13 protein-coding genes are annotated in these 19,476 nt (G+C 42.2%); 6 read left to right on the plus strand and 7 right to left on the minus strand.

From position 1 onward, the window contains the following. Nucleotides 1–38 precede the first annotated feature (38 nt). A complete protein-coding gene (gene der, locus J8L86_RS09165) occupies nt 39–1,505 on the plus strand; it encodes a ribosome biogenesis GTPase Der (protein ID WP_055025672.1) in 1,467 nt (488 codons plus the stop codon). Nucleotides 1,506–1,584: 79 nt separating this feature from the next. Here der and J8L86_RS09170 read toward each other — a convergent pair whose 3' ends face one another. The 4 genes from J8L86_RS09170 to J8L86_RS09185 all read right to left on the minus strand — a co-directional run bounded on the left by J8L86_RS09170 (nt 1,585) and on the right by J8L86_RS09185 (nt 5,770). Then, nucleotides 1,585–2,961 (minus strand): DUF3300 domain-containing protein, encoded by a 1,377-nt coding sequence (locus J8L86_RS09170; protein WP_211029958.1) that lies wholly within the window; start codon nt 2,959–2,961, stop codon nt 1,585–1,587. A gap of 313 nt (nt 2,962–3,274) precedes the next feature. Further along, the gene (locus J8L86_RS09175; protein ID WP_247663301.1) at nt 3,275–4,600 is read right to left on the minus strand and encodes an ATP-binding protein; all 1,326 of its coding nucleotides are present in this window, start codon (nt 4,598–4,600) and stop codon (nt 3,275–3,277) included. Nucleotides 4,601–4,727: 127 nt separating this feature from the next. Next, nucleotides 4,728–5,402: a response regulator transcription factor gene (locus J8L86_RS09180; protein ID WP_055025670.1), complete on the minus strand. Its 675-nt coding sequence runs from the start codon at nt 5,400–5,402 to the stop codon at nt 4,728–4,730. 2 nt (nt 5,403–5,404) lie between these two features. After that, nucleotides 5,405–5,770: a PepSY domain-containing protein gene (locus J8L86_RS09185; protein ID WP_247663285.1), complete on the minus strand. Its 366-nt coding sequence runs from the start codon at nt 5,768–5,770 to the stop codon at nt 5,405–5,407. A 330-nt stretch (nt 5,771–6,100) separates the two neighbouring features. Between J8L86_RS09185 and J8L86_RS09190 the strand changes: the two genes are divergently transcribed. Further along, nucleotides 6,101–7,090 carry a choice-of-anchor H family protein gene (locus J8L86_RS09190; RefSeq protein ID WP_247663286.1) on the plus strand — a complete coding sequence of 330 codons (990 nt, stop codon included), beginning with the start codon at nt 6,101–6,103 and terminating at the stop codon, nt 7,088–7,090. Between the two features lie 97 nt (nt 7,091–7,187). On the opposite strand, the gene xseA is transcribed toward J8L86_RS09190, so the two are convergent. Further along, nucleotides 7,188–8,516 carry an exodeoxyribonuclease VII large subunit gene (gene xseA, locus J8L86_RS09195; RefSeq protein WP_211029963.1) on the minus strand — a complete coding sequence of 443 codons (1,329 nt, stop codon included), beginning with the start codon at nt 8,514–8,516 and terminating at the stop codon, nt 7,188–7,190. 121 nt (nt 8,517–8,637) lie between these two features. Here xseA and guaB point away from each other — a divergent pair, with 121 nt between their 5' ends. The 3 genes from guaB to tadA all read left to right on the plus strand — a co-directional run bounded on the left by guaB (nt 8,638) and on the right by tadA (nt 12,600). Then, nucleotides 8,638–10,110: an IMP dehydrogenase gene (guaB, locus tag J8L86_RS09200; RefSeq protein ID WP_055025667.1), complete on the plus strand. Its 1,473-nt coding sequence runs from the start codon at nt 8,638–8,640 to the stop codon at nt 10,108–10,110. A gap of 141 nt (nt 10,111–10,251) precedes the next feature. Further along, nucleotides 10,252–11,829, plus strand: coding sequence for a glutamine-hydrolyzing GMP synthase (gene guaA, locus J8L86_RS09205; RefSeq protein ID WP_055025666.1), 1,578 nt, complete (start codon nt 10,252–10,254; stop codon nt 11,827–11,829). A 165-nt stretch (nt 11,830–11,994) separates the two neighbouring features. Continuing rightward, nucleotides 11,995–12,600, plus strand: coding sequence for a tRNA adenosine(34) deaminase TadA (tadA, locus tag J8L86_RS09210; RefSeq protein WP_082972219.1), 606 nt, complete (start codon nt 11,995–11,997; stop codon nt 12,598–12,600). 387 nt (nt 12,601–12,987) lie between these two features. Here the strand turns inward: tadA and mltF are convergent, their stop codons facing one another. Continuing rightward, complete coding sequence (mltF, locus tag J8L86_RS09215) at nt 12,988–14,457, minus strand: membrane-bound lytic murein transglycosylase MltF (protein ID WP_211029965.1); 1,470 nt, start codon at nt 14,455–14,457, stop codon at nt 12,988–12,990. Nucleotides 14,458–14,916: 459 nt separating this feature from the next. Between mltF and purL the strand changes: the two genes are divergently transcribed. Continuing rightward, on the plus strand, nt 14,917–18,798 hold the full coding sequence (purL, locus tag J8L86_RS09220; RefSeq protein ID WP_211029985.1) for a phosphoribosylformylglycinamidine synthase: 3,882 nt from the start codon (nt 14,917–14,919) through the stop codon (nt 18,796–18,798). Between the two features lie 134 nt (nt 18,799–18,932). Here the strand turns inward: purL and J8L86_RS09225 are convergent, their stop codons facing one another. Next, on the minus strand, nt 18,933–19,454 hold the full coding sequence (locus J8L86_RS09225; RefSeq protein WP_119968512.1) for a DUF4823 domain-containing protein: 522 nt from the start codon (nt 19,452–19,454) through the stop codon (nt 18,933–18,935). Between the last annotated feature and the right edge of the window lie 22 nt (nt 19,455–19,476).

A 19,476-nucleotide genomic window follows, 5' to 3' on the forward strand; every position in this document is an offset into this window, starting at 1 on the left:
CGGGGGCTTTTTATTTAAAAGTTTTTAGAGGCAAAATCATGATCCCTGTAGTGGCCCTTGTTGGGCGACCTAATGTTGGTAAGTCAACTTTATTTAACCGTCTTACTCGCACAAGAGATGCGCTTGTCGCCGATTTTCCAGGTTTAACTCGTGACCGTAAATATGGTCGTGCTTTTTTATCTGGTTACGAATTTATTGTGGTTGATACTGGCGGTATCGATGGCACTGAAGAAGGGATCGAAACCAAAATGGCTGAACAGTCGCTAGCGGCGATTGAAGAAGCTGATGTTGTACTGTTTTTAACGGATGCTCGTGCCGGCTTAACAGCAGCGGACTTAGCTATTGCTGAACATTTACGAAGCCGTGATAAAACGACTTTCGTTGTTGCAAACAAAGTTGACGGTATTGATGCTGATTCTGCTTGTGCTGAATTTTGGTCACTGGGTTTAGGTGAAGTTTACCAAATGGCTGCGGCTCAAGGTCGTGGTGTCACAAACATGATTGAATACTCACTAGCACCGTATGCGGAAGCGATGGGTATCAAGCGTGAAGAAACAGATGAGCAAGACGAAGAAGTTCGTGAGTATACCGAAGAAGAAGCTGAAGCTGAGCAAGAGCGCTTGCAAAGTTTGCCAATCAAATTGGCTATTATCGGTAAACCCAATGTAGGTAAATCAACGCTGACTAACCGTATTTTAGGTGAAGAACGTGTTGTTGTTTATGATGCTCCTGGTACGACTCGTGACAGTATTTATATTCCTATGGAACGTGAAGGTCGTGAGTACGTGTTGATTGATACTGCAGGTGTTCGCCGCCGTAGCAAAGTGCATGAGACAATCGAGAAATTCTCTGTTATTAAAACCCTGAAAGCGGTTGAGGATTCAAACGTTGTTCTACTTGTTATCGATGCGCAAGACGGTATTACAGAGCAAGATCTTGGTCTATTAGGTTTTGCGTTAAACGCAGGGCGTGCAATTGTATTAGCAGTGAATAAATGGGATGGTCTTGACCAAGACTTTAAAGAAAGTGTTAAAAGCGAACTTGATCGCCGCTTAGGCTTTATTGATTTTGCCCGCATTCATTTTATTTCAGCACTTCACGGAACAGGCGTTGGCCATTTATATGAGTCTATTGAAGAAGCTTACGACAGTGCGACTCGTCGTGTGAGTACTTCAATGCTGACACGTATTATGCAAATGTCACAAGATGATCATCAGCCACCGTTAGTGCATGGTCGCCGTGTTAAATTGAAATATGCTCACGCAGGTGGATATAACCCGCCAATCGTCGTGGTGCATGGTAACCAAGTGAGCAAATTACCGGATTCATACAAACGCTATATGATGAATTACTTCCGTCGTTCATTAAAAGTGATTGGTACGCCGATTCAAATTCGTTTCCAAGAAGGGGCGAACCCGTTCCAAGGTAAGAACGAAAAGCTAACGATTAGCCAAGAGCGTCGACGTAAACGCGCTATGAGCCATATTAACAGCCGTAAAAAGTAGTATTAAACGGTATTTATTACCAATAAAAAGCCTGAATGATGTTCAGGCTTTTTTATGGCATAAATTTATAGCTCACTATTTAACGTACTTTTTGTTTAGGTGCACTTGTACGATGACTTCGTTGAGCAGTACTTCTTTGAGACGACATCCGTGGAGTTGACGCTTTATAAGATGAATTTCTTGATTGGGTCATCGTCTTATTATGACTTGAACGGGTAGCACTTGTACGATTCGAAGCGTACTGTTTTGAGCTCGCTGCACTTTTCATTTGATGTGATTTCACCTTATTTTGATGGCTTGATGCTTTCACGTTCGACGGGCTTTTATAGGCTGTCGACTTATGGGCACTTTTATTTCCATGTGTGCTTCTGTTCAAATGCGCCGCTTTATTCGCCGTTGTTGCCTTGTATGCTTTATCGGATTTAACCGATTTACTGACAGCATGAGACTTATTGTGCTTCAGCGCTTTATTGACTCTTTGCTGCTGCGACTGCTTGGCATAATGTGATTTATTAAGCTGGCTGCTTTTGATGCCATGTTTAGTTGAATGGTGAGCCACTTTGACCTTGTTATGACGTAGCTTATCGTAACGGTGGCTGACTTTCGGCGACTTATACGCAACACCTCGTCTATGAGTCGGATTATGCTTCCAACGCTTTGAGCCGCTGCTATAAGCTATTTTATGTGGCTTACGGTAATAACGGGTGTGACGGTGATTTACCACGACAACTCGATGATGTGACCAGTGGACTGCACCAAAAAAATAATTAAAGTTGATGTATACACTCGGCCCCCAATATATCGGGCGATGTGGTCGATAGTAGGCGTAAGCGGGGTAATGCCAATAGACTGGTGGGTAAGCATGCCAGCGCCAGTGACCGTATACAATTCTTGGGTCATAAACGGGCACGTAAATGACTTCAGGTTTTGCCGGTTCAATAATGATTTGTTTTTCAACACGGGTAACGGTCATGTTATCCATATTATCGAAGCTATCAGCATCATCTGCTTGTTGTCTTAGTGTTTGAATACTTGCAAGAACACTTGCTTCATCTTGTAAAAATGCTTCCCCTAAATGTTGAGTCCAGGCTAAGTCTTCATTGAGCTTTTCAAGTACTGTAGGAAAGGCCACTAATGCGGTCACGCTTGGATCCCATGACTGTGATTCAGCTTGCTGCATCTTCTGCTCGCTTGATAAATGCTTGTGTTGTTCCTCCCAGCGACGAGCTTGTACAACTTCTAGCGGGTATGTCGATGCAATTAAAATATGCGTCAGTAAACTATCAGGATAAAGCGCTATTGGCGCGAGCATTTGCGCCAATTCAGCTTCAGATGGCAGAGTTTGTTGATACTGCGTGTCATTATTGTCAGAGGCGATGACCGAGAAAGGCACCAGCAAGCTCAGACTGATAAGGCCAGCCTTGAGTAGCTTATGTGGAAAATGCAGTCGTCTCATAAAATCTCCAGATATCGAATATCGATACTTTGCGAATGATAGAACTAGCTTAACCAAGTGAAAATGAACGTAAGATGAAAGCGGCCATTATGAGCGTAGAAATTAATAGAAAAGTGACCACAAGGATGAGCAACAAATAATTAAAAGCACTATATTCAGTAAAACATAGTGGCAGTAACAGCAACGAGGTTGAGTAAAACGAGTTTTTAGAAGAAAGCATTAGCGGCAGTTTTTAGCAATACGCTAGCCATTTATGATAATAGATTAGCAATCCTTAGCAAAAGTCTAGCAGCAGGTTAGCTTCCCAATAATATCAGCGAGCAAAACTGAGCATAAATTTAGCGCCGCCATATTCAGCGGACTCACTGACAGTGAGTGTACCTTCATAGCTCGTGACTAAATCTTTCACAATGGCAAGTCCAATGCCATGACCTTGATGGTAAGTATCAGCACGCATACCACGTTCAAAGATGGTCTCTTTTTGTTGATCCGTTAAGCCTTTACCATCATCTTCAATAATAAAAAATAAACATGACTCCGACTGTGTTACTGACAAACACACTTGAGACTTCGCAGCTTTGCAGGCGTTATCGAGTAAATTACCTAACATTTCGCTTAAATCCGTTTCATCACCTTTAAATATCAATCCAGCTTGTGATTGATAATCAATGTCTAATGATGAGTGCTGATGAATTTTTGATAAGGTTCTAATCAGCTTCCCTGCGACTTCATCAATACTTACCCCTATATGCCATGCAGTATTGGCTGACATTTTTGCTTTATTTAGCTGATAATTGATGATGTTGTTAATGTTACTTGCTTGCTCTTTAGAGTCTTTACTTAAATCGCTTTGGCTTTGCAATACTGCTAATGGAGTTTTTAAGCTGTGGGCTAAATCGGCTAGTGCATTTCGATATCGCTGACGTTGCTGTTGTTCAGTGCTGAGTAAAACATTGAGCTGTTTTGCAACTGCATTTAGTTCAGCTGGGTAGTTAGAGTTCAGTCGAGTTTGCTGACCTTGATCTACCAAGGCGAGCTCACGCGTAAATTGGTTTAAGGGTTTTAACGTCCAGAATAGCCAAATTGCTTGGATTAGCACCAATACAAGCATCAAAATAATCAGCCAAGTCCACAATGTAGCGCTAAATTCGCTGATCTGTTTTTGATAATCTGCATCGTCCTTAATGATATGGACTGTAATAGGTAGCGGCGCGTTGGGGGTTTCAAAACTGACACTGAAACTATAAACCACATGATTGTTATCGTCATTGCCTGCCAAGTCCTCAAAGCTTACTTGAGTTAGCTTTCCTTCCCCCATAGGTGGAGTAGGCAGCGCGAGTTCTGTTTTAGCTGGCGTTGGGAGGCTTAACCCAAAGAAAGACTCTGACTGCCACACCATTTGATTATCAGTAGTTATAAGGGCATATAGACCTGAGCCGATCACATTAAATTGATTTTCGAGTAAATAATTAGGCATGACTACGCTATCGTCTTTTACTTCTGCTACAGCTAACACAGAGTAAACATAAGCACGTAATTGTTGGTTAATTGATTGCGTTATTTGATGCTGAAAAGCGCTATTAACTGTCACACCAATTAATGGCAATAACACCACAATTAGCAATAACCCGCTAAGCATTAGCCTTAATTTAAGCGAATCTAGCTGAGCAGATTTTAACGAAAATGACTTGTTCTTAAGTTGCACTAAATGAGTCAACTTAGATAATTGATTTGCGATAAACTTCGTCATCTTAGTGTGCATAAGATCAACTTAACGCGCGTAAGCGATAGCCTTGCCCACGCAAGGTTTCAATCAATTTATATTCACTGTTGGGGTCGAGCTTTTTTCGTAAACGGCGAATAAAAACTTCAATGACATTTGAGTCTAAATCAAAATCTTGATCATAAATATGCTCTATCAAAGTTGGTTTAGAAATCACTTCACCTTGATGCAACATGAAATATTCGAATAATTTAAATTCAGAGCTACTGAGAATAATTGACTCTTGATTATGGGTTAGTTCAAGCGTGCGTGTATTTAAATTAAATGGACCATTAGAAACAATAGGACTTGCCTGACCGACTGAGCGGCGAATAAGCGCATTCAGGCGAGCAACCAGCTCTTCTGGCTGAAACGGCTTGGTGAGATAATCATCGGCGCCAGAATCTAACCCTAGGACCTTATCTTGCCAACCATCTCGGGCGGTGAGGATCAAAATAGGGTAATCAATTTGTTGATTGCGTAACTGAGTAATCAAACTCAATCCATCAATCTTAGGTAAACCCACATCAATAATAGCAGCATCGTAGGGATATTCTGTTGCTTGAAACAAACCATCTTCACCATCCGATGATATATCGACACTGTAATTTGCGGCTTGTAAATGCTCGGTTAGGTTTCTTTGCAAGCCTAAATCATCTTCAACTAACAATATTCTCATGGTTAATTCCTCGAAACTGAACCGGTACGTGCATTCACGGTGGCGTAAAACACCATGCCTTTATTAGAAAGCAGTTTGACTCGATAGCTAGGAGAACCATTCACTGATGTTGACTGAACAGAAAGCACTTTGGCAGCGTACTGCCTTTTAGCAACTTGTGCCGCTTGCTGTGAACTGTTGATTGCTAATTTCTTCGGTTGATTTCGTTTATTTTGGTTTGGTGTTTGATGAGAAGCATGATGAGTTGATTGTCCCCATGCGATAGAAGAAACAGCTGAAATAGGCGCAGCTTGGGTTAATCCAATATTGAGAAAGCTCAACATTAGCGTTAACACAGGTATGCTTAATTTCATTGTTACTTTGCTCATTGCCAAATCCAATTCAATATTTATCTTTGAAATCAGTCATCAGTGTAAAAGATCCCTTTCAATATAGAAACATCTGCTATGTGTGAAGTTGCATTCCCTTTGTGAAAATGAAGTATTGCGCGGCGAATATGAATGTAAGATGAATGGTCGTTTAATTGTATTTAATCACCAATTTCTGATGGTTAACTAGAACTTGTTGTCAATATTCTACTTCCACTGTTCAGCTTGCATTCATTTTCAGTGTTCTTAAATAACCCTCATTAACGATACGGAATCACGGTGATTCAATCACCCATTGATGGCTGTGATATCAATTAAGAGGGAACACACATGAATAGACAATACCCATGTTTAAGACGTATTAGATTGTTCGCTATAAGCTCAATAAGTCGTTTTTTGATGCTAGTGATGGGCGTTGCTTCGATGTCAGCAATGGCAAGTACTTCACAGCAAAGCATAATTGTCAGTGAGGGGCGTCAACTCTCAAGTATTGAGCAGGGGTATCCGCTTAAGGCTCAACATGGCGTATTGACTGAACAACAAAAAAGTAGCCTGAATGAACTTGTGTTAAAAGAGAAGCAACAGCGACAAGCTGGTGAGTCCGCAGGAAAAAATCATGCAGAGAAACTGAGCCGCAGCGAGGTCATAACGCTTCGGGCAAGTGGCGTCATGTCTGCAAAAGTGCAACGAGGTTTGCCTACAGCACAAAGCTTATCGAATGGCACAGGGCTAAGTAAAATACAAAAGACTCAGGTAAATCAGCAGGCTATCGTCGGTTATCGAGATTTTGACATTTATGCCGCTTATAGTCGTTTATTTGATGATTTAGATGAAGATGGTTTTTACCAAACGTTTAGCGTGACCTTTGATGCCGATGTTTATGGTTTTACTCAAGGAGAGGCGGCTAATGTTTATGCCGAACTTTATTTAAGTCGTAATGGAGGCCCTTGGGAGCATTATTATTCTACCGATGTGTTTACTATCTATGGCGATGCTACCGATGACGATTACGAAGTATTAACGACATTAGCTCAAGGTTATAAAACTGATTATTACGATGTGTTGATTGATTTATATGAACTCGGGTACGAGGACATTGTGGCGACATTAAGTAGTGAAGAGTCTGATGGATTATATGCATTACCATTAGAAAGTAGTGATAGAGATACGGTTTATGAGGAAGAATACGTTGAAGTGATTGAAACTGAGGTGCATGTCAGTGGCGGCAGTATGGCGTGGACTTCGTTACTCATACTCTTGTTGTTAGGTGTACAGCGAACAGTGTTAGCAACAAAGCGATTAAATAACAATACTGATTAAACTTGCAACGATGGAAAGTCATAAACCAAATAACAAAATCCCGCTTAATGCGGGATTTTGTTATCAGTGATTTCTATCATTGGCCGTTTGGGGCCAATTACACCACCACTGATTTAATTTCACCTTGATGCAGCTTGGTCGTTAGCGTTTCGCCCGCTTTTACCTGTTGGGCATTATTTAAAATCTTCCCTTCACCATCACGGGTAATACTGTAACCACGGCTTAATGTCGCTAATGGGCTAACGGTTTCTAGTTGATGGGCACTGTAACTCACTTGCTGATTGGCATTTACTAGCCTTGCTTTCATTGCTTCTTTTAAACGGTTGGTGAGATAACCCACTTTGTTTTGCTCTAAGGTTAGCTTATGAGCGGGTGAGCGCTGTTGCAATCGGCTTTTAAGTTGTTGCTGAGCTAGCGTTGCATTAGCAAGCTTATGACGCAGGGCTGATTCAAGCTTTAACTGCATTTCATCAAAGCGTTGCTCAAGTTGTTGTAGCTGCCTTTTAGGATCTTCACGTTGTAGCTGGTGGCTTAACTCACTGAGTTGCGTGCTTTGATGTAATAAGTAATGACGCATTGATTGTCGTAACCGTGAAAAGGTCAAATTAAGCTTTTGGGTCTTATTACCTTTATCATCTGATAATAACTCTGCGCCAGCAGAAGGCGTCGGAGCTCTTACATCTGCGACATAATCACTGATAGTGGTATCAATTTCATGACCTACCGCACTGACAACGGGCAGGGCGCTATTATAAATAGCATGGGCTAAGTCTTCATCGTTAAAGCACCATAAATCTTCTAAAGAGCCACCGCCGCGGGTAAGCAATAAAATGTCGACCTCTAAACGTCTATTGGCCGTGGAGATTGCATTAATGATTTGTTTCGCTGCCGTCGCGCCTTGTACTTGGGTTGGGTAAACCACCACTTCAATTGACGGGTCGCGAGTAGAAAGCACTTTAACCACATCTCTAACCGCAGCACCAGTGGCAGAGGTAATAACACCAATTCGTTGAATATTTTGCGGTAATGGTCGCTTGGTTTCTGTTGCAAATAAGCCTTCGGCAGCTAATTTAAGCTTAAGCGCTTCATATTGCTGTGCAAGTAATCCATCTCCAGCTGGCAGCATTGACTCTAAAAGTAATTGATAGTCGCCACGAGGTTCATAAACACTGATAGAACCTTTAACTAATACTTGTTGGCCATTAACAGGTTTAAATGGCACGGTTTGATTACGACCTTTAAACATCGCACAGCGAATTTGTGAGCGACTGTCTTTTAATGTCATATACCAATGACCTGAATTTGGGGAAACAAAGTTCGAGATTTCGGCCTCAAGCCACACCTTACCTAGCTCACCTTCAAGCAGCTGGCGGACTTCGCCGTTTAAACGGGAAACCGTGTAAACATTATTTTTCGGGCTTTTCATCAAATTCAACCGACTAAGAGTATTTTTTAACTATTTTCCATTTACCAACCTAAATATGCAAGGTATAATCCCGCCGCAATATTTACCCTTTCCAAACCCTACACTTTCTGGGAGATGTTGCATGTTAAGATTAAGAAATGACGCACTAACATTTGATGATGTACTACTTGTGCCTGCTCACTCAACCGTTCTCCCAAATACCGCTGTTCTAAAAACTCGTCTGACTAAAAAAATTGAATTAAACACCCCAATCGTTTCTGCTGCAATGGATACGGTCACTGAAGCTCGCTTAGCGATCGCTATGGCGCAAGAAGGTGGTTTAGGTTTTATTCATAAAAATATGACGATTGAACAACAAGCTGAAGAAGTTCGTAAAGTTAAAATTTACGAAGCGGGTATCGTTCAACAACCTGTCACCGTCACGCCAAGCACCACACTTGCTGAGTTAAAAGAATTAACTGAACGCAATGGCTTTGCTGGTTATCCAGTGATTAACGATGCTAATGAGCTTGTGGGTATTATTACTGGCCGTGACGTTCGCTTCATTACTGACTGGAGCCGTACTGTAGAGCAAGTTATGACGCCGAAAGATCGTCTAGTGACTGTGCTTGAAGGGACTAAGTTAGATGAAGTGCAAACACTAATGCATTCACACCGCGTTGAAAAAGTATTAGTGGTTGACGATAACTTTAAGCTAAAAGGCTTAATCACAGTTAAAGATTTCCAAAAAGCAGAGCGTAAGCCTAATGCATGTAAAGACGAATTAGGTCGTTTACGTGTTGGTGCAGCTGTTGGCGCAGGTGCTGGCAACGAAGAGCGTATTGCGGCGCTCGTTAAAGCGGGTGTTGACGTATTGCTGATTGATTCATCTCATGGTCACTCTGAAGGTGTGCTGCAACGTATTCGTGATACTCGCGCCTCATTCCCTGATTTACAAATCGTAGGTGGTAACGTCGCAACTGCTGAAGGCGCTTTAGCCTTAGTAGACGCTGGTGTTGATGCCGTTAAAGTGGGTATTGGCCCTGGTTCTATTTGTACCACTCGTATCGTTACTGGTGTGGGTGTGCCACAAATTACAGCGGTATCTGACGCTGCTGCAGCGGTTAAGCATTTAGATATCCCAGTTATTGCTGATGGCGGTATTCGTTTCTCGGGTGACTTAGCTAAAGCCTTAGCTGCTGGTGCATCATGCATCATGGCAGGTTCTATGTTTGCTGGTACTGAAGAAGCACCAGGTGAAACTGAACTTTATAACGGCCGTGCTTATAAGTCATACCGTGGTATGGGGTCTTTAGGCGCAATGACGCAAACTCAAGGTTCTTCAGACCGTTACTTCCAAAGCGATAACGCTGCTGACAAATTAGTACCAGAAGGTATTGAAGGTCGCGTTGCTTATAAAGGTAAGTTAAAAGAAATCATTCACCAACACATGGGCGGTTTACGTTCTTGTATGGGTCTGACGGGTTGCGCCACCATTAAAGAATTAAATGAAAAAGCTGAATTCGTAAAAATTACCTCAGCGGGTATGGGCGAGTCTCATGTTCATGACGTTACGATCAGTAAAGAAGCGCCGAATTATCGTAGCGGTTCTTAAACCATAAAGCGGCATATTGTTATGCCGCTTTTTTTCAACCTTTTCTCGTCAGTGATGACTAACAATACACAATGAGACAGGGTTGAAGTACACCTACGAAGAATACTGTTTTTAAAAGTAAACCCAGATATAAGGTATCCCATGAGCAACATTCATGAGCATAAAATCCTGATCCTAGATTTTGGATCGCAATACACGCAGTTAATCGCCCGCCGTATTCGTGAAATCGGTGTTTATTGTGAGCTTTGGGCTTGGGATGTATCTGAGGAGCAAATTAAAGAATTTGCTCCAAACGGCATCATCTTAGCAGGTGGTCCAGAAAGTGTGACCGCAGAAAACTCACCACGTGCTTCTGAATATGTATTTAATGCCGGCGTGCCTGTCTTAGGCATTTGTTATGGCATGCAAACCATGTCTGAGCAGCTTGGCGGTAAAGTGATTCAAGGTGTAGGTGAAGGTGAGTTTGGCTACGCACAAGTTGAAATTCAAACTGAATCGGCGTTATTTAAAAGCATTGAAGATGCGATTAGCGCTGAAGGCAAACCTTTGCTTGATGTATGGATGAGTCACGGCGATAAAGTTTCTGAAATCCCAGAAGGTTTTGTTACTGTCGCTAAAACAGAAACCTGTCCATATGCTGCAATGGCGAATGAAGACAAGCGTTTTTACGGCGTTCAATTTCACCCAGAAGTTACCCATACTCGTCAAGGCAAGCGCATGCTTGAGCACTTTGCATTAGACATTTGTGGTTGTGATGCCAACTGGAAACCTTCTTCAATTATCGAAGATGCAATTGAACGTTTGAAAAAACAAATCGGTGATGATGAAGTTATCTTAGGCTTATCTGGCGGTGTTGATTCATCAGTAGTCGCTATGCTGCTACACCGCGCCATTGGTGACAAATTAACGTGTGTGTTCGTGGATAACGGCTTACTACGTTTAAACGAAGCTAATCAAGTGATGGAAATGTTTGGTGACCACTTCGGACTGAACATTGTCCATGTTGACGCTGAAAATCGATTCTTAGACGCGATGGCTGGTGAAGCTGATCCAGAAGCTAAACGTAAAATTATTGGTCATGTATTTGTTGATATCTTCGATGAAGAATCAAAGAAATGTGTCAATGCTAAATGGTTAGCGCAAGGCACAATTTACCCTGACGTTATTGAATCAGCAGGCAGCGCCACCGGTAAAGCCCACGTGATTAAGTCTCATCACAATGTAGGCGGACTACCAGATGATATGGAGCTGGGTTTAGTAGAACCTTTACGTGAATTATTTAAAGATGAAGTCCGTAAGATTGGTTTAGAGCTAGGTCTGCCATACGACATGCTTTACCGTCATCCTTTCCCTGGACCGGGTTTAGGTGTGCGTGTACTTGGCGAAGTGAAAAAAGAGTACTGTGACTTACTGCGTTTAGCTGATGCTATCTTTATTGAAGAACTGCATAAAGCAGATCTTTACCATAAGGTCAGCCAAGCCTTTACTGTATTCTTACCAGTACGCTCTGTAGGTGTTATGGGTGATGGCCGTAAATATGACTGGGTTGTTTCACTACGTGCAGTTGAAACTATCGACTTTATGACGGCGCATTGGGCACACTTACCATACGACTTCTTAGGTCGTGTATCGAACCGCATCATTAATGAAATCGATGGTATTTCACGTGTGGTTTACGATATCTCGGGTAAGCCACCTGCGACAATCGAATGGGAATAAGTTTCCATTAATTAAAAAAGGCGCTTAGGCGCCTTTTTTATTGGGATAAATTTATTGCTGTTTGCCGTATAATCTAATGAAGTTTGATGTATTGCCAAACACGATAAGATTTAATGATTAAGCTATATGCAACAAGTTAAACATAGCAAAGCCTAAGAGACACTCATGACGTTAGAAAACAAAATCCATATCAGCCAAAAGCAGCAAAGGAGTCAGGCTAAGCCGTTAACTGCTGAAGAGTTAGCGGTACGTGCAGCTCAAGATGAAAAGTGGATGCGAGTGGCTTTAGCACTGGCGACTAAAGCTGAAGAATTAGGTGAGGTGCCTGTTGGGGCTGTCTTGGTCAAAGACGATGTGCTTATAGCATCAGGATTTAATTTAAGTATTACTGAGCATGATCCAAGTGCCCATGCTGAAATGCAGTGCATAAGAGCGGCAGGCAAAGTGCTTGAAAACTACCGTATGTTAGGCGCCACGTTGTACGTTACCTTAGAACCATGCCCAATGTGCGCAGGGGCGATGGTCCACAGCCGAATTGAACGAGTGGTCTTTGGTGCTAAAGATTTAAAAACGGGAGCGGCGGGGAGTGTGATAAACCTACTACAAGACTCGCACTTTAATCATCAACTTAGCGTGGATTCAGGCGTATTAGCTGATGAGTGCGCGAGCCAATTAAGTCAGTTTTTTAAGCGACGTCGGGAAGAGAAAAAAGCGTTAAAAAAACAATTAAAAGCGCAATCAGACTTGTTGCTGCAAAAAGGCGAAGAATAGTTTTTGACGGTTAAGCATTTTGCGCTGCTTTAGCTTAATGATATTACGGCGGCGAGCGTTATTATTTCTTTTCATATTTCACCTGTTAACTTGTTGAAATCTGTTATTTAAAATCTATTAGTTAAAATCTCAGGTAATAAAACCTAAGATGTTAAAACATAAGCTATTAGAACATAAGGTATAAGTGAAGACATTAGAACGAATGTCTTATAAACCCCTGAATCTTCCTTTTAATAGCATCAGTAAAGCCCTGTCGCTTAACGTTAATGGCGAGTCAGGCGTCTCATTCAGTAGGGCACTCAAACGTCAGTATCATGCCCTGACACTATTAATACCAAGTAATTATGAATGCTTTATTAAATGACACTTCTTAACGCGTGCATGAGCTTATTGCGCCGATGATTTAAGGAGCTCGTTAGGCTTATCATCTTGCTGCTCTTCGGTAGTCGATTCTTGCTCGCTTGCCTCTTTGGCTTTTGACTCTGCGAGCATCGCTTGTTCTTTATTTTGATTATCAACCCAAACTAAGGTGTCGTAATAACGACGGATATTATCAACATAATGGGCAGCTTCGTTGCCTCTTGCGTAACCATAACGAGTATTTTTGTAATACTTACGCTGCTGCAATAACGGTAAAACTTGTTTTACATCACGCCATGCGCTGGGATCTTTCCCCATACCTTGAGTGATTTTACGTGCATCTTCAACATGACCTAAGCCAATATTATATGATGCAAGTGCAAACCAAATTCGCTGGCTATCAGGAATAGATTCAGGCAAACGATCGATCATTTTTTGTAAGTATATCGCGCCGCCTTGAATGCTTTGTTCAGCATCAAGTCGATTATCGACACCAACAGAGCTTGCCGTTGGTTGGGTTAACATCATCATGCCACGGACACCCGTAGGAGAGCGGGCATGCGGGTTCCAATGAGACTCTTGATAACCGGTTGCAGCAAGTTTACGCCAATCTAAATCGCCAGCATGCTTTTCAAATAGCGCTTGATACTCTGGTAACACATTGTCGATAGCACGAATAAAAGCACGAGTATCCACATAGTCAAAACGCTTTACGTGGCCAAAGTATTTTTCGTTAAGGTGCTCTAGGGTGCCATTACGTTTTTGAATGTGCCAAAAAGACAGTAATGAGCTCAGTAAATAATCACTGTTAACTGGTGGCAGTAACCACACCACTTGGGTTTTCTCATCAAGGACAATACCTGCACGTAATTCAGGTAAGTAGCGTTGGTTGATCAGTAAGCTGTTGGAATCTGCAATGGTATAAAGCACTTCGCCTGAGGCGACCATTGAAAATAGCTCTTCATTGTCGCCATCAACAATTTGTTTCCAAGACAAGTTCGGGTTGGATTGCTTTAACTTAATTAAGGTATCGACCGCGGCAGACTCCGAGATAACGCTAATGTCACCTTGTAGATCATTAAAGTCTCGTGGTTTAAGGTTCCCTGACTTGTATATTAAGACTTGGTTGACTTCATATAATGTGGGACCGAGAAGAAACTGCTCACGTCGATTGTTAGTCGTTGTGATCGCTGCGGCCACAATATCAATGTCATTTTGGCGTAATGCTTCAAATAGCTGCTGACGATTGTGGTAGGGCACCATTTCAAGAGGAACATTGAGATATTCAGCAAACTTAGCGGCCATTTCATAATCAAAGCCACTCTCACCTTGGTCTGAATTAAGGTAAGTTTGTGAGCCGTAAAGCGTCCCTACCTTTAACACGGTACGCTGCGGGATCTGTTCAACATATTCAGTGATAGTAATGTCAGCACGATGACATCCACTGAGTAAAAAGTTGATTGAAATGATAGAGACTATCGTTAAGAGTTTACTCATATCCCTCTTTGTTAAATCCGTTAATGATAAATAGTCTTGTTATGGCTGCGTATCGCTAGGCAAGATTACGTGTTGCTTGCACTGATATTGCGGCTAGTTTTATGCTTATATCGATGCTGGTTTGCTAATCAGATTGTCCATAACCTGAATTAACATAACAGCGTTAACCTTTACGATATAAATATACTGTAGCAGTAGTTTTGTATTTCACCTAGTCTGCTGGTGGTAACTGTTAAAATATACGGTTGAATTTATTAGTAAATTCGAATTTAAAAAAATAAAATTATCATAATTTGTTGCTGAAATAATAACACGATATTCAGCAGTTTATTTTTGATTGTTTTCGTTAACGGGAAACACTGTTCTAGCAAGCCTTCTTAGGTGATTTATATAGTCTGATTCCCTATAATAGCGCCAATTCTTACCCTACCAATATAATCAATAAGGTGAATTGACGTGATTGAGATCATTCGCGGAGCCCCAGCACTTTCAGCTTTTAGAGTTCAAAAGCTTATGGAGGCCTGCGAAAGCGCAGCCCTTCCTGTTGAGCAAATTTACGCTGAGTATATCCATTTAGCCGATTTAAGTGACAAGCTTGATGATAAAGAGTATCAGCAGCTTGAAACGATTTTAACTTACGGGCCTGCTATCGAATCTCATGCGCCAGAAGGTTCGTTATTTTTTGTTACCCCTCGTCCTGGCACCATTTCTCCTTGGTCATCTAAAGCAACCGATATCGCTAAAAACTGTGGCTTAAGCAAAGTAAAACGCTTAGAACGCGGTGTAGCTTATTACGTTGCCGGTACCTCATTAACTACCGAACAACTTGAGCAAGTAAAAGGCTTAATCCATGATCGTATGGTTGAAGTGATTTTACCTGAGTTTGCCGCAGCATCAGTGTTATTTGAACGCACAGAGCCGCTACCGTTTAAGAGTATTAATATTCTTGCTGAAGGTCGCCGTGCATTAGAAGTTGCCAACGTAGAACTAGGTTTAGCCCTAGCAGAAGATGAAATTGATTACTTAGTCGATAACTTCGTACGTTTAAACCGTAACCCTAACGACATTGAATTAATGATGTTTGCTCAAGCAAACTCAGAGCATTGTCGTCATAAAATCTTCAATGCTGACTGGACTATTGACGGTGAAGTTCAGCCAAAATCATTATTTAAAATGATTAAAAACACCTTTGAGGTGACACCTGATAACGTGTTATCAGCATACAAAGATAACGCAGCCGTGATGAATGGCAGTGTGGCAGGGCGCTTCTTCCCAGATCAAGACGGTGTGTATAACTATCACACTGAGCCAATGCATATTTTGATGAAGGTTGAAACCCATAACCACCCAACAGCCATCAGCCCATACCCAGGTGCTGCAACAGGTTCAGGTGGTGAAATCCGTGATGAAGGCGCTACAGGCCGAGGCTCAAAACCTAAAGCGGGCTTAACTGGCTTTAGCGTATCAAACCTTAAAATCCCTGGTTTTGTACAACCTTGGGAAGGCGATTACGGCAAACCTAGCCGTATTGTTACTCCGTTAGAAATTATGACCGAAGGCCCATTAGGTGGCGCTGCTTTTAACAACGAATTTGGTCGTCCAGCTCTTGTGGGTTACTTCCGTACTTACGAGCAAGAAGTATCAAGCCACAACGGTGTTGAAGTCCGTGGGTACCACAAGCCAATTATGCTTGCTGGTGGTTTAGGTAATATTCGTGAAGATCATGTTCAAAAAGGCGAAATCACCGTAGGCGCTAAGCTTATTGTTTTAGGTGGCCCTGCAATGAACATTGGTTTAGGTGGTGGTGCAGCTTCATCAATGGCATCAGGCCAATCTAGTGAAGATTTAGACTTTGCTTCGGTGCAACGTGAAAACCCAGAAATGGAACGCCGTTGTCAGGAAGTGATCGACCGCTGCTGGCAAATGGGTGATGACAACCCAATTCAATTTATTCACGATGTGGGCGCTGGCGGATTATCAAATGCCTTCCCTGAGCTTGTGAATGACGCTGATCGTGGCGCATTGTTTAATTTACGTAACGTGCCTTCAGACGAGCCAGGCATGAGCCCACTTGAGATTTGGTGTAACGAATCTCAAGAGCGTTATGTGTTATCTGTTGCGCCTGAAAACTTAGAAACCTTCAGACAGATTTGTGAGCGTGAACGTGCTCCATTTTCTGTAGTGGGTGATGCGACTGAAGAGCAACATTTAACGCTTGAAGACAGCCATTTTGATAACAAGCCAATTGATTTACCGCTTGAAGTGCTATTAGGCAAAGCGCCTAAAATGAGCCGTGATGTGGTATCAGCAAAAGCGACTTCACCAGCGCTTGAGCAAGGTTCAATTGATATTAAAGATGCGGTTTCTCGTATCCTACATTTACCAACGGTTGCAGATAAATCATTCCTTATCACCATTGGCGACCGTTCAGTGACAGGTTTAGTTAACCGTGACCAAATGGTTGGCCCTTGGCAGGTTCCAGTTGCCGATTGTGCTGTTACTGCGTCAAGCTTTGACAGCTACGCTGGTGAAGCAATGTCGATTGGTGAGCGTACACCGCTTGCACTACTTGATTTCGGCGCATCAGCACGTATGGCTGTAGCAGAATCAATCTTAAACATTGCTGGTACTGATATTGGCTCATTCAAAGACATTAAATTGTCAGCTAACTGGATGTCAGCAGCAGGTCACCCAGGTGAAGATGCGGGTCTTTATGAAGCAGTAAAAGCGGTCGGTGAAGAACTTTGTCCAGAGCTTGAGTTAACTATCCCTGTGGGTAAAGATTCAATGTCGATGAAGACTGCGTGGAATGATGCAGGTCAAGACAAAACAGTTACATCGCCAATGTCGTTAGTTATTACTGCTTTTGGTGTGGTAAAAGACATTCGTCATACTGTTACACCAGAGCTTCGCACAAACAAAGGCGAAACTGAGCTGTTATTGGTTGATTTAGCCAAAGGTCAAAACCGTTTAGGCGGTTCTTGTTTAGCACAAGTTTTCAGCCAACTGGGTGATGTTGCACCAGATTTGGATGATGCTGCAAGCTTACGTGGATTCTTCGAAGTTATTCAGCCATTAGTCGCTGAGCAAAAAGTGATGGCTTACCATGACCGCAGTGACGGTGGCTTATTCACCACATTAGTGGAAATGGCATTTGCTGGTAACACTGGCCTAAATATCGATTTAGCAGCGCTTAAAGGTAACGACCTTGAACGTTTATTTAACGAAGAACTAGGTGCGGTTATCCAAGTGGCTAAAGCAGATAGCGCAGCGATTAAAGCGCAATTTGCCGCCGCTGGCGTTGATTGCCATAGCGTTGCGACATTAACGACTGACGATAACATCACAGTGGTTGACGGTGAACGTGCAGTATTCAGTGATTCGCGTGTATCGCTTCGCACTATGTGGTCAGAAACCACTTACCGTATGCAAGCCATGCGTGATAACCCAGAATGTGCCAAAGAAGAATTTGAGCTTAAACAACAAGCTAAAGACCCAGGTCTAACAGTTAAATTAGGCTTTAATCCAAGTGAAGATGTAGCAGCACCTTATATCTTAAAAGGCGCAGCACCTAAGATGGCGATTATTCGTGAGCAAGGCGTTAACTCTCACGTTGAAATGGCAGCCGCATTTGACCGCGCAGGTTTTGAAAGCCGCGATGTTCATATGTCAGACATCTTATCGGGTCGCATTAGTCTTGAAGAGTTCCAAGGCCTAGTGGCTTGTGGTGGCTTCTCATACGGTGACGTATTAGGTGCGGGTGAAGGCTGGGCTAAATCAATCTTATTTAACGAGCGTGCTCGCAGTGAGTTCTCTCAGTTCTTTGAGCGTGATGCAACATTAGCGCTGGGTGTTTGTAATGGTTGTCAGATGTTATCTAACCTGAAAGAAATCATTCCGGGCAGTGAGCATTGGCCACACTTTGTCCGTAACCGTTCAGAGCGTTTTGAAGCCCGTGCGAGTTTGGTTGAAGTGCAAAAGAGTCCATCAATCTTCTTCGAAGGAATGGAAGGTTCACGCATGCCAATCGCAGTATCACACGGTGAAGGTCGCGCTGAATTTAAATCTGTTGAAGCACTAGCAGCAGCTGAAGCATCAGGTACAGTGGCACTGCGTTATGTTGACGGTAACGGTCAAATCGCAACGCAATACCCACAAAACCCGAATGGTTCACCAAATGCTATTACTGCACTAACGACAACAGACGGTCGAGTAACCATCATGATGCCGCATCCAGAGCGTGTATTCAGAACCGTTGCTAACTCATGGCACCCAGACGAGTGGGCAGAAGACAGCCCATGGATGCGTATGTTCCGTAACGCACGCGTTAAGTTAGGTTAAGTTGTATTTAACCCTCAACTGAATTAATAGCAAAAAGGCGACCATTTGGTCGCTTTTTTATTGTGTGAGACTTGTGTCGAGAGTATTGTTAACTCATTTTTTGACCGAAATGAGTTTAAATGCCTTGTTAGCAATTATTTATACAAGCTTTCAACGTATTTATGGGTTGGTTCTTCAAGGAGATCCTGAGGATGATCTCCACCGAATGTTAACCACTTACTTTTACCTGTGTACGTTGTATTTCCAATCTCTTTTTGGGTCTGTGAATCGTAAGTAATAATTTGAATTTCGATTTTATCCGATTTTCCAGACCATTCTGTAGCCCTATCTTCCCAATGCAAAATAATAGGTTGAACAAAGTATCCATATACATTCGTATCAATAGATTCTAAACAGTCCTTACCTTTACAGTCAGTTGTAATAGTTACTTTAGAAGTGTTTTTAGAAAAGGCACTTCTAACTGCATTTGCAGTCATTCGACCAGAATTTCTATATTCAGTTTCATCATACCAACCATTTTCTGGTGTTGAGATTAGAACGCCCTTATTTTGATCTAATTTTACTTCAGGTGATTGGAATTCATTATGTTTAAAAGATGAACTACAACCTGAAAGAAAGATTATTGCAGTTCCAAACATTACCAAATTGCGATTCATATAGTTACTCTCTGTTTAATTG

Origin of the sequence: Shewanella sp. MMG014, assembly GCF_018100775.1 — a bacterium.
In the GTDB taxonomy this organism is placed as follows: Bacteria; Pseudomonadota; Gammaproteobacteria; order Enterobacterales; family Shewanellaceae; genus Shewanella; species Shewanella japonica.

Excerpts from the sequence above, each read along its gene's own strand:
- der (WP_055025672.1), top strand. The coding sequence starts at position 39 with ATGATCCCTGTAGTGGCCCTTGTTGGGCGACCTAATGTTGGTAAGTCA.
- J8L86_RS09170 (WP_211029958.1), bottom strand. The coding sequence starts at position 2,961 with ATGAGACGACTGCATTTTCCACATAAGCTACTCAAGGCTGGCCTTATC.
- J8L86_RS09175 (WP_247663301.1), bottom strand. The coding sequence starts at position 4,600 with ATGCTTAGCGGGTTATTGCTAATTGTGGTGTTATTGCCATTAATTGGT.
- J8L86_RS09180 (WP_055025670.1), bottom strand. The coding sequence starts at position 5,402 with ATGAGAATATTGTTAGTTGAAGATGATTTAGGCTTGCAAAGAAACCTA.
- J8L86_RS09185 (WP_247663285.1), bottom strand. The coding sequence starts at position 5,770 with ATGAGCAAAGTAACAATGAAATTAAGCATACCTGTGTTAACGCTAATG.
- J8L86_RS09190 (WP_247663286.1), top strand. The coding sequence starts at position 6,101 with ATGAATAGACAATACCCATGTTTAAGACGTATTAGATTGTTCGCTATA.
- xseA (WP_211029963.1), bottom strand. The coding sequence starts at position 8,516 with ATGAAAAGCCCGAAAAATAATGTTTACACGGTTTCCCGTTTAAACGGC.
- guaB (WP_055025667.1), top strand. The coding sequence starts at position 8,638 with ATGTTAAGATTAAGAAATGACGCACTAACATTTGATGATGTACTACTT.
- guaA (WP_055025666.1), top strand. The coding sequence starts at position 10,252 with ATGAGCAACATTCATGAGCATAAAATCCTGATCCTAGATTTTGGATCG.
- tadA (WP_082972219.1), top strand. The coding sequence starts at position 11,995 with ATGACGTTAGAAAACAAAATCCATATCAGCCAAAAGCAGCAAAGGAGT.
- mltF (WP_211029965.1), bottom strand. The coding sequence starts at position 14,457 with ATGAGTAAACTCTTAACGATAGTCTCTATCATTTCAATCAACTTTTTA.
- J8L86_RS09225 (WP_119968512.1), bottom strand. The coding sequence starts at position 19,454 with ATGAATCGCAATTTGGTAATGTTTGGAACTGCAATAATCTTTCTTTCA.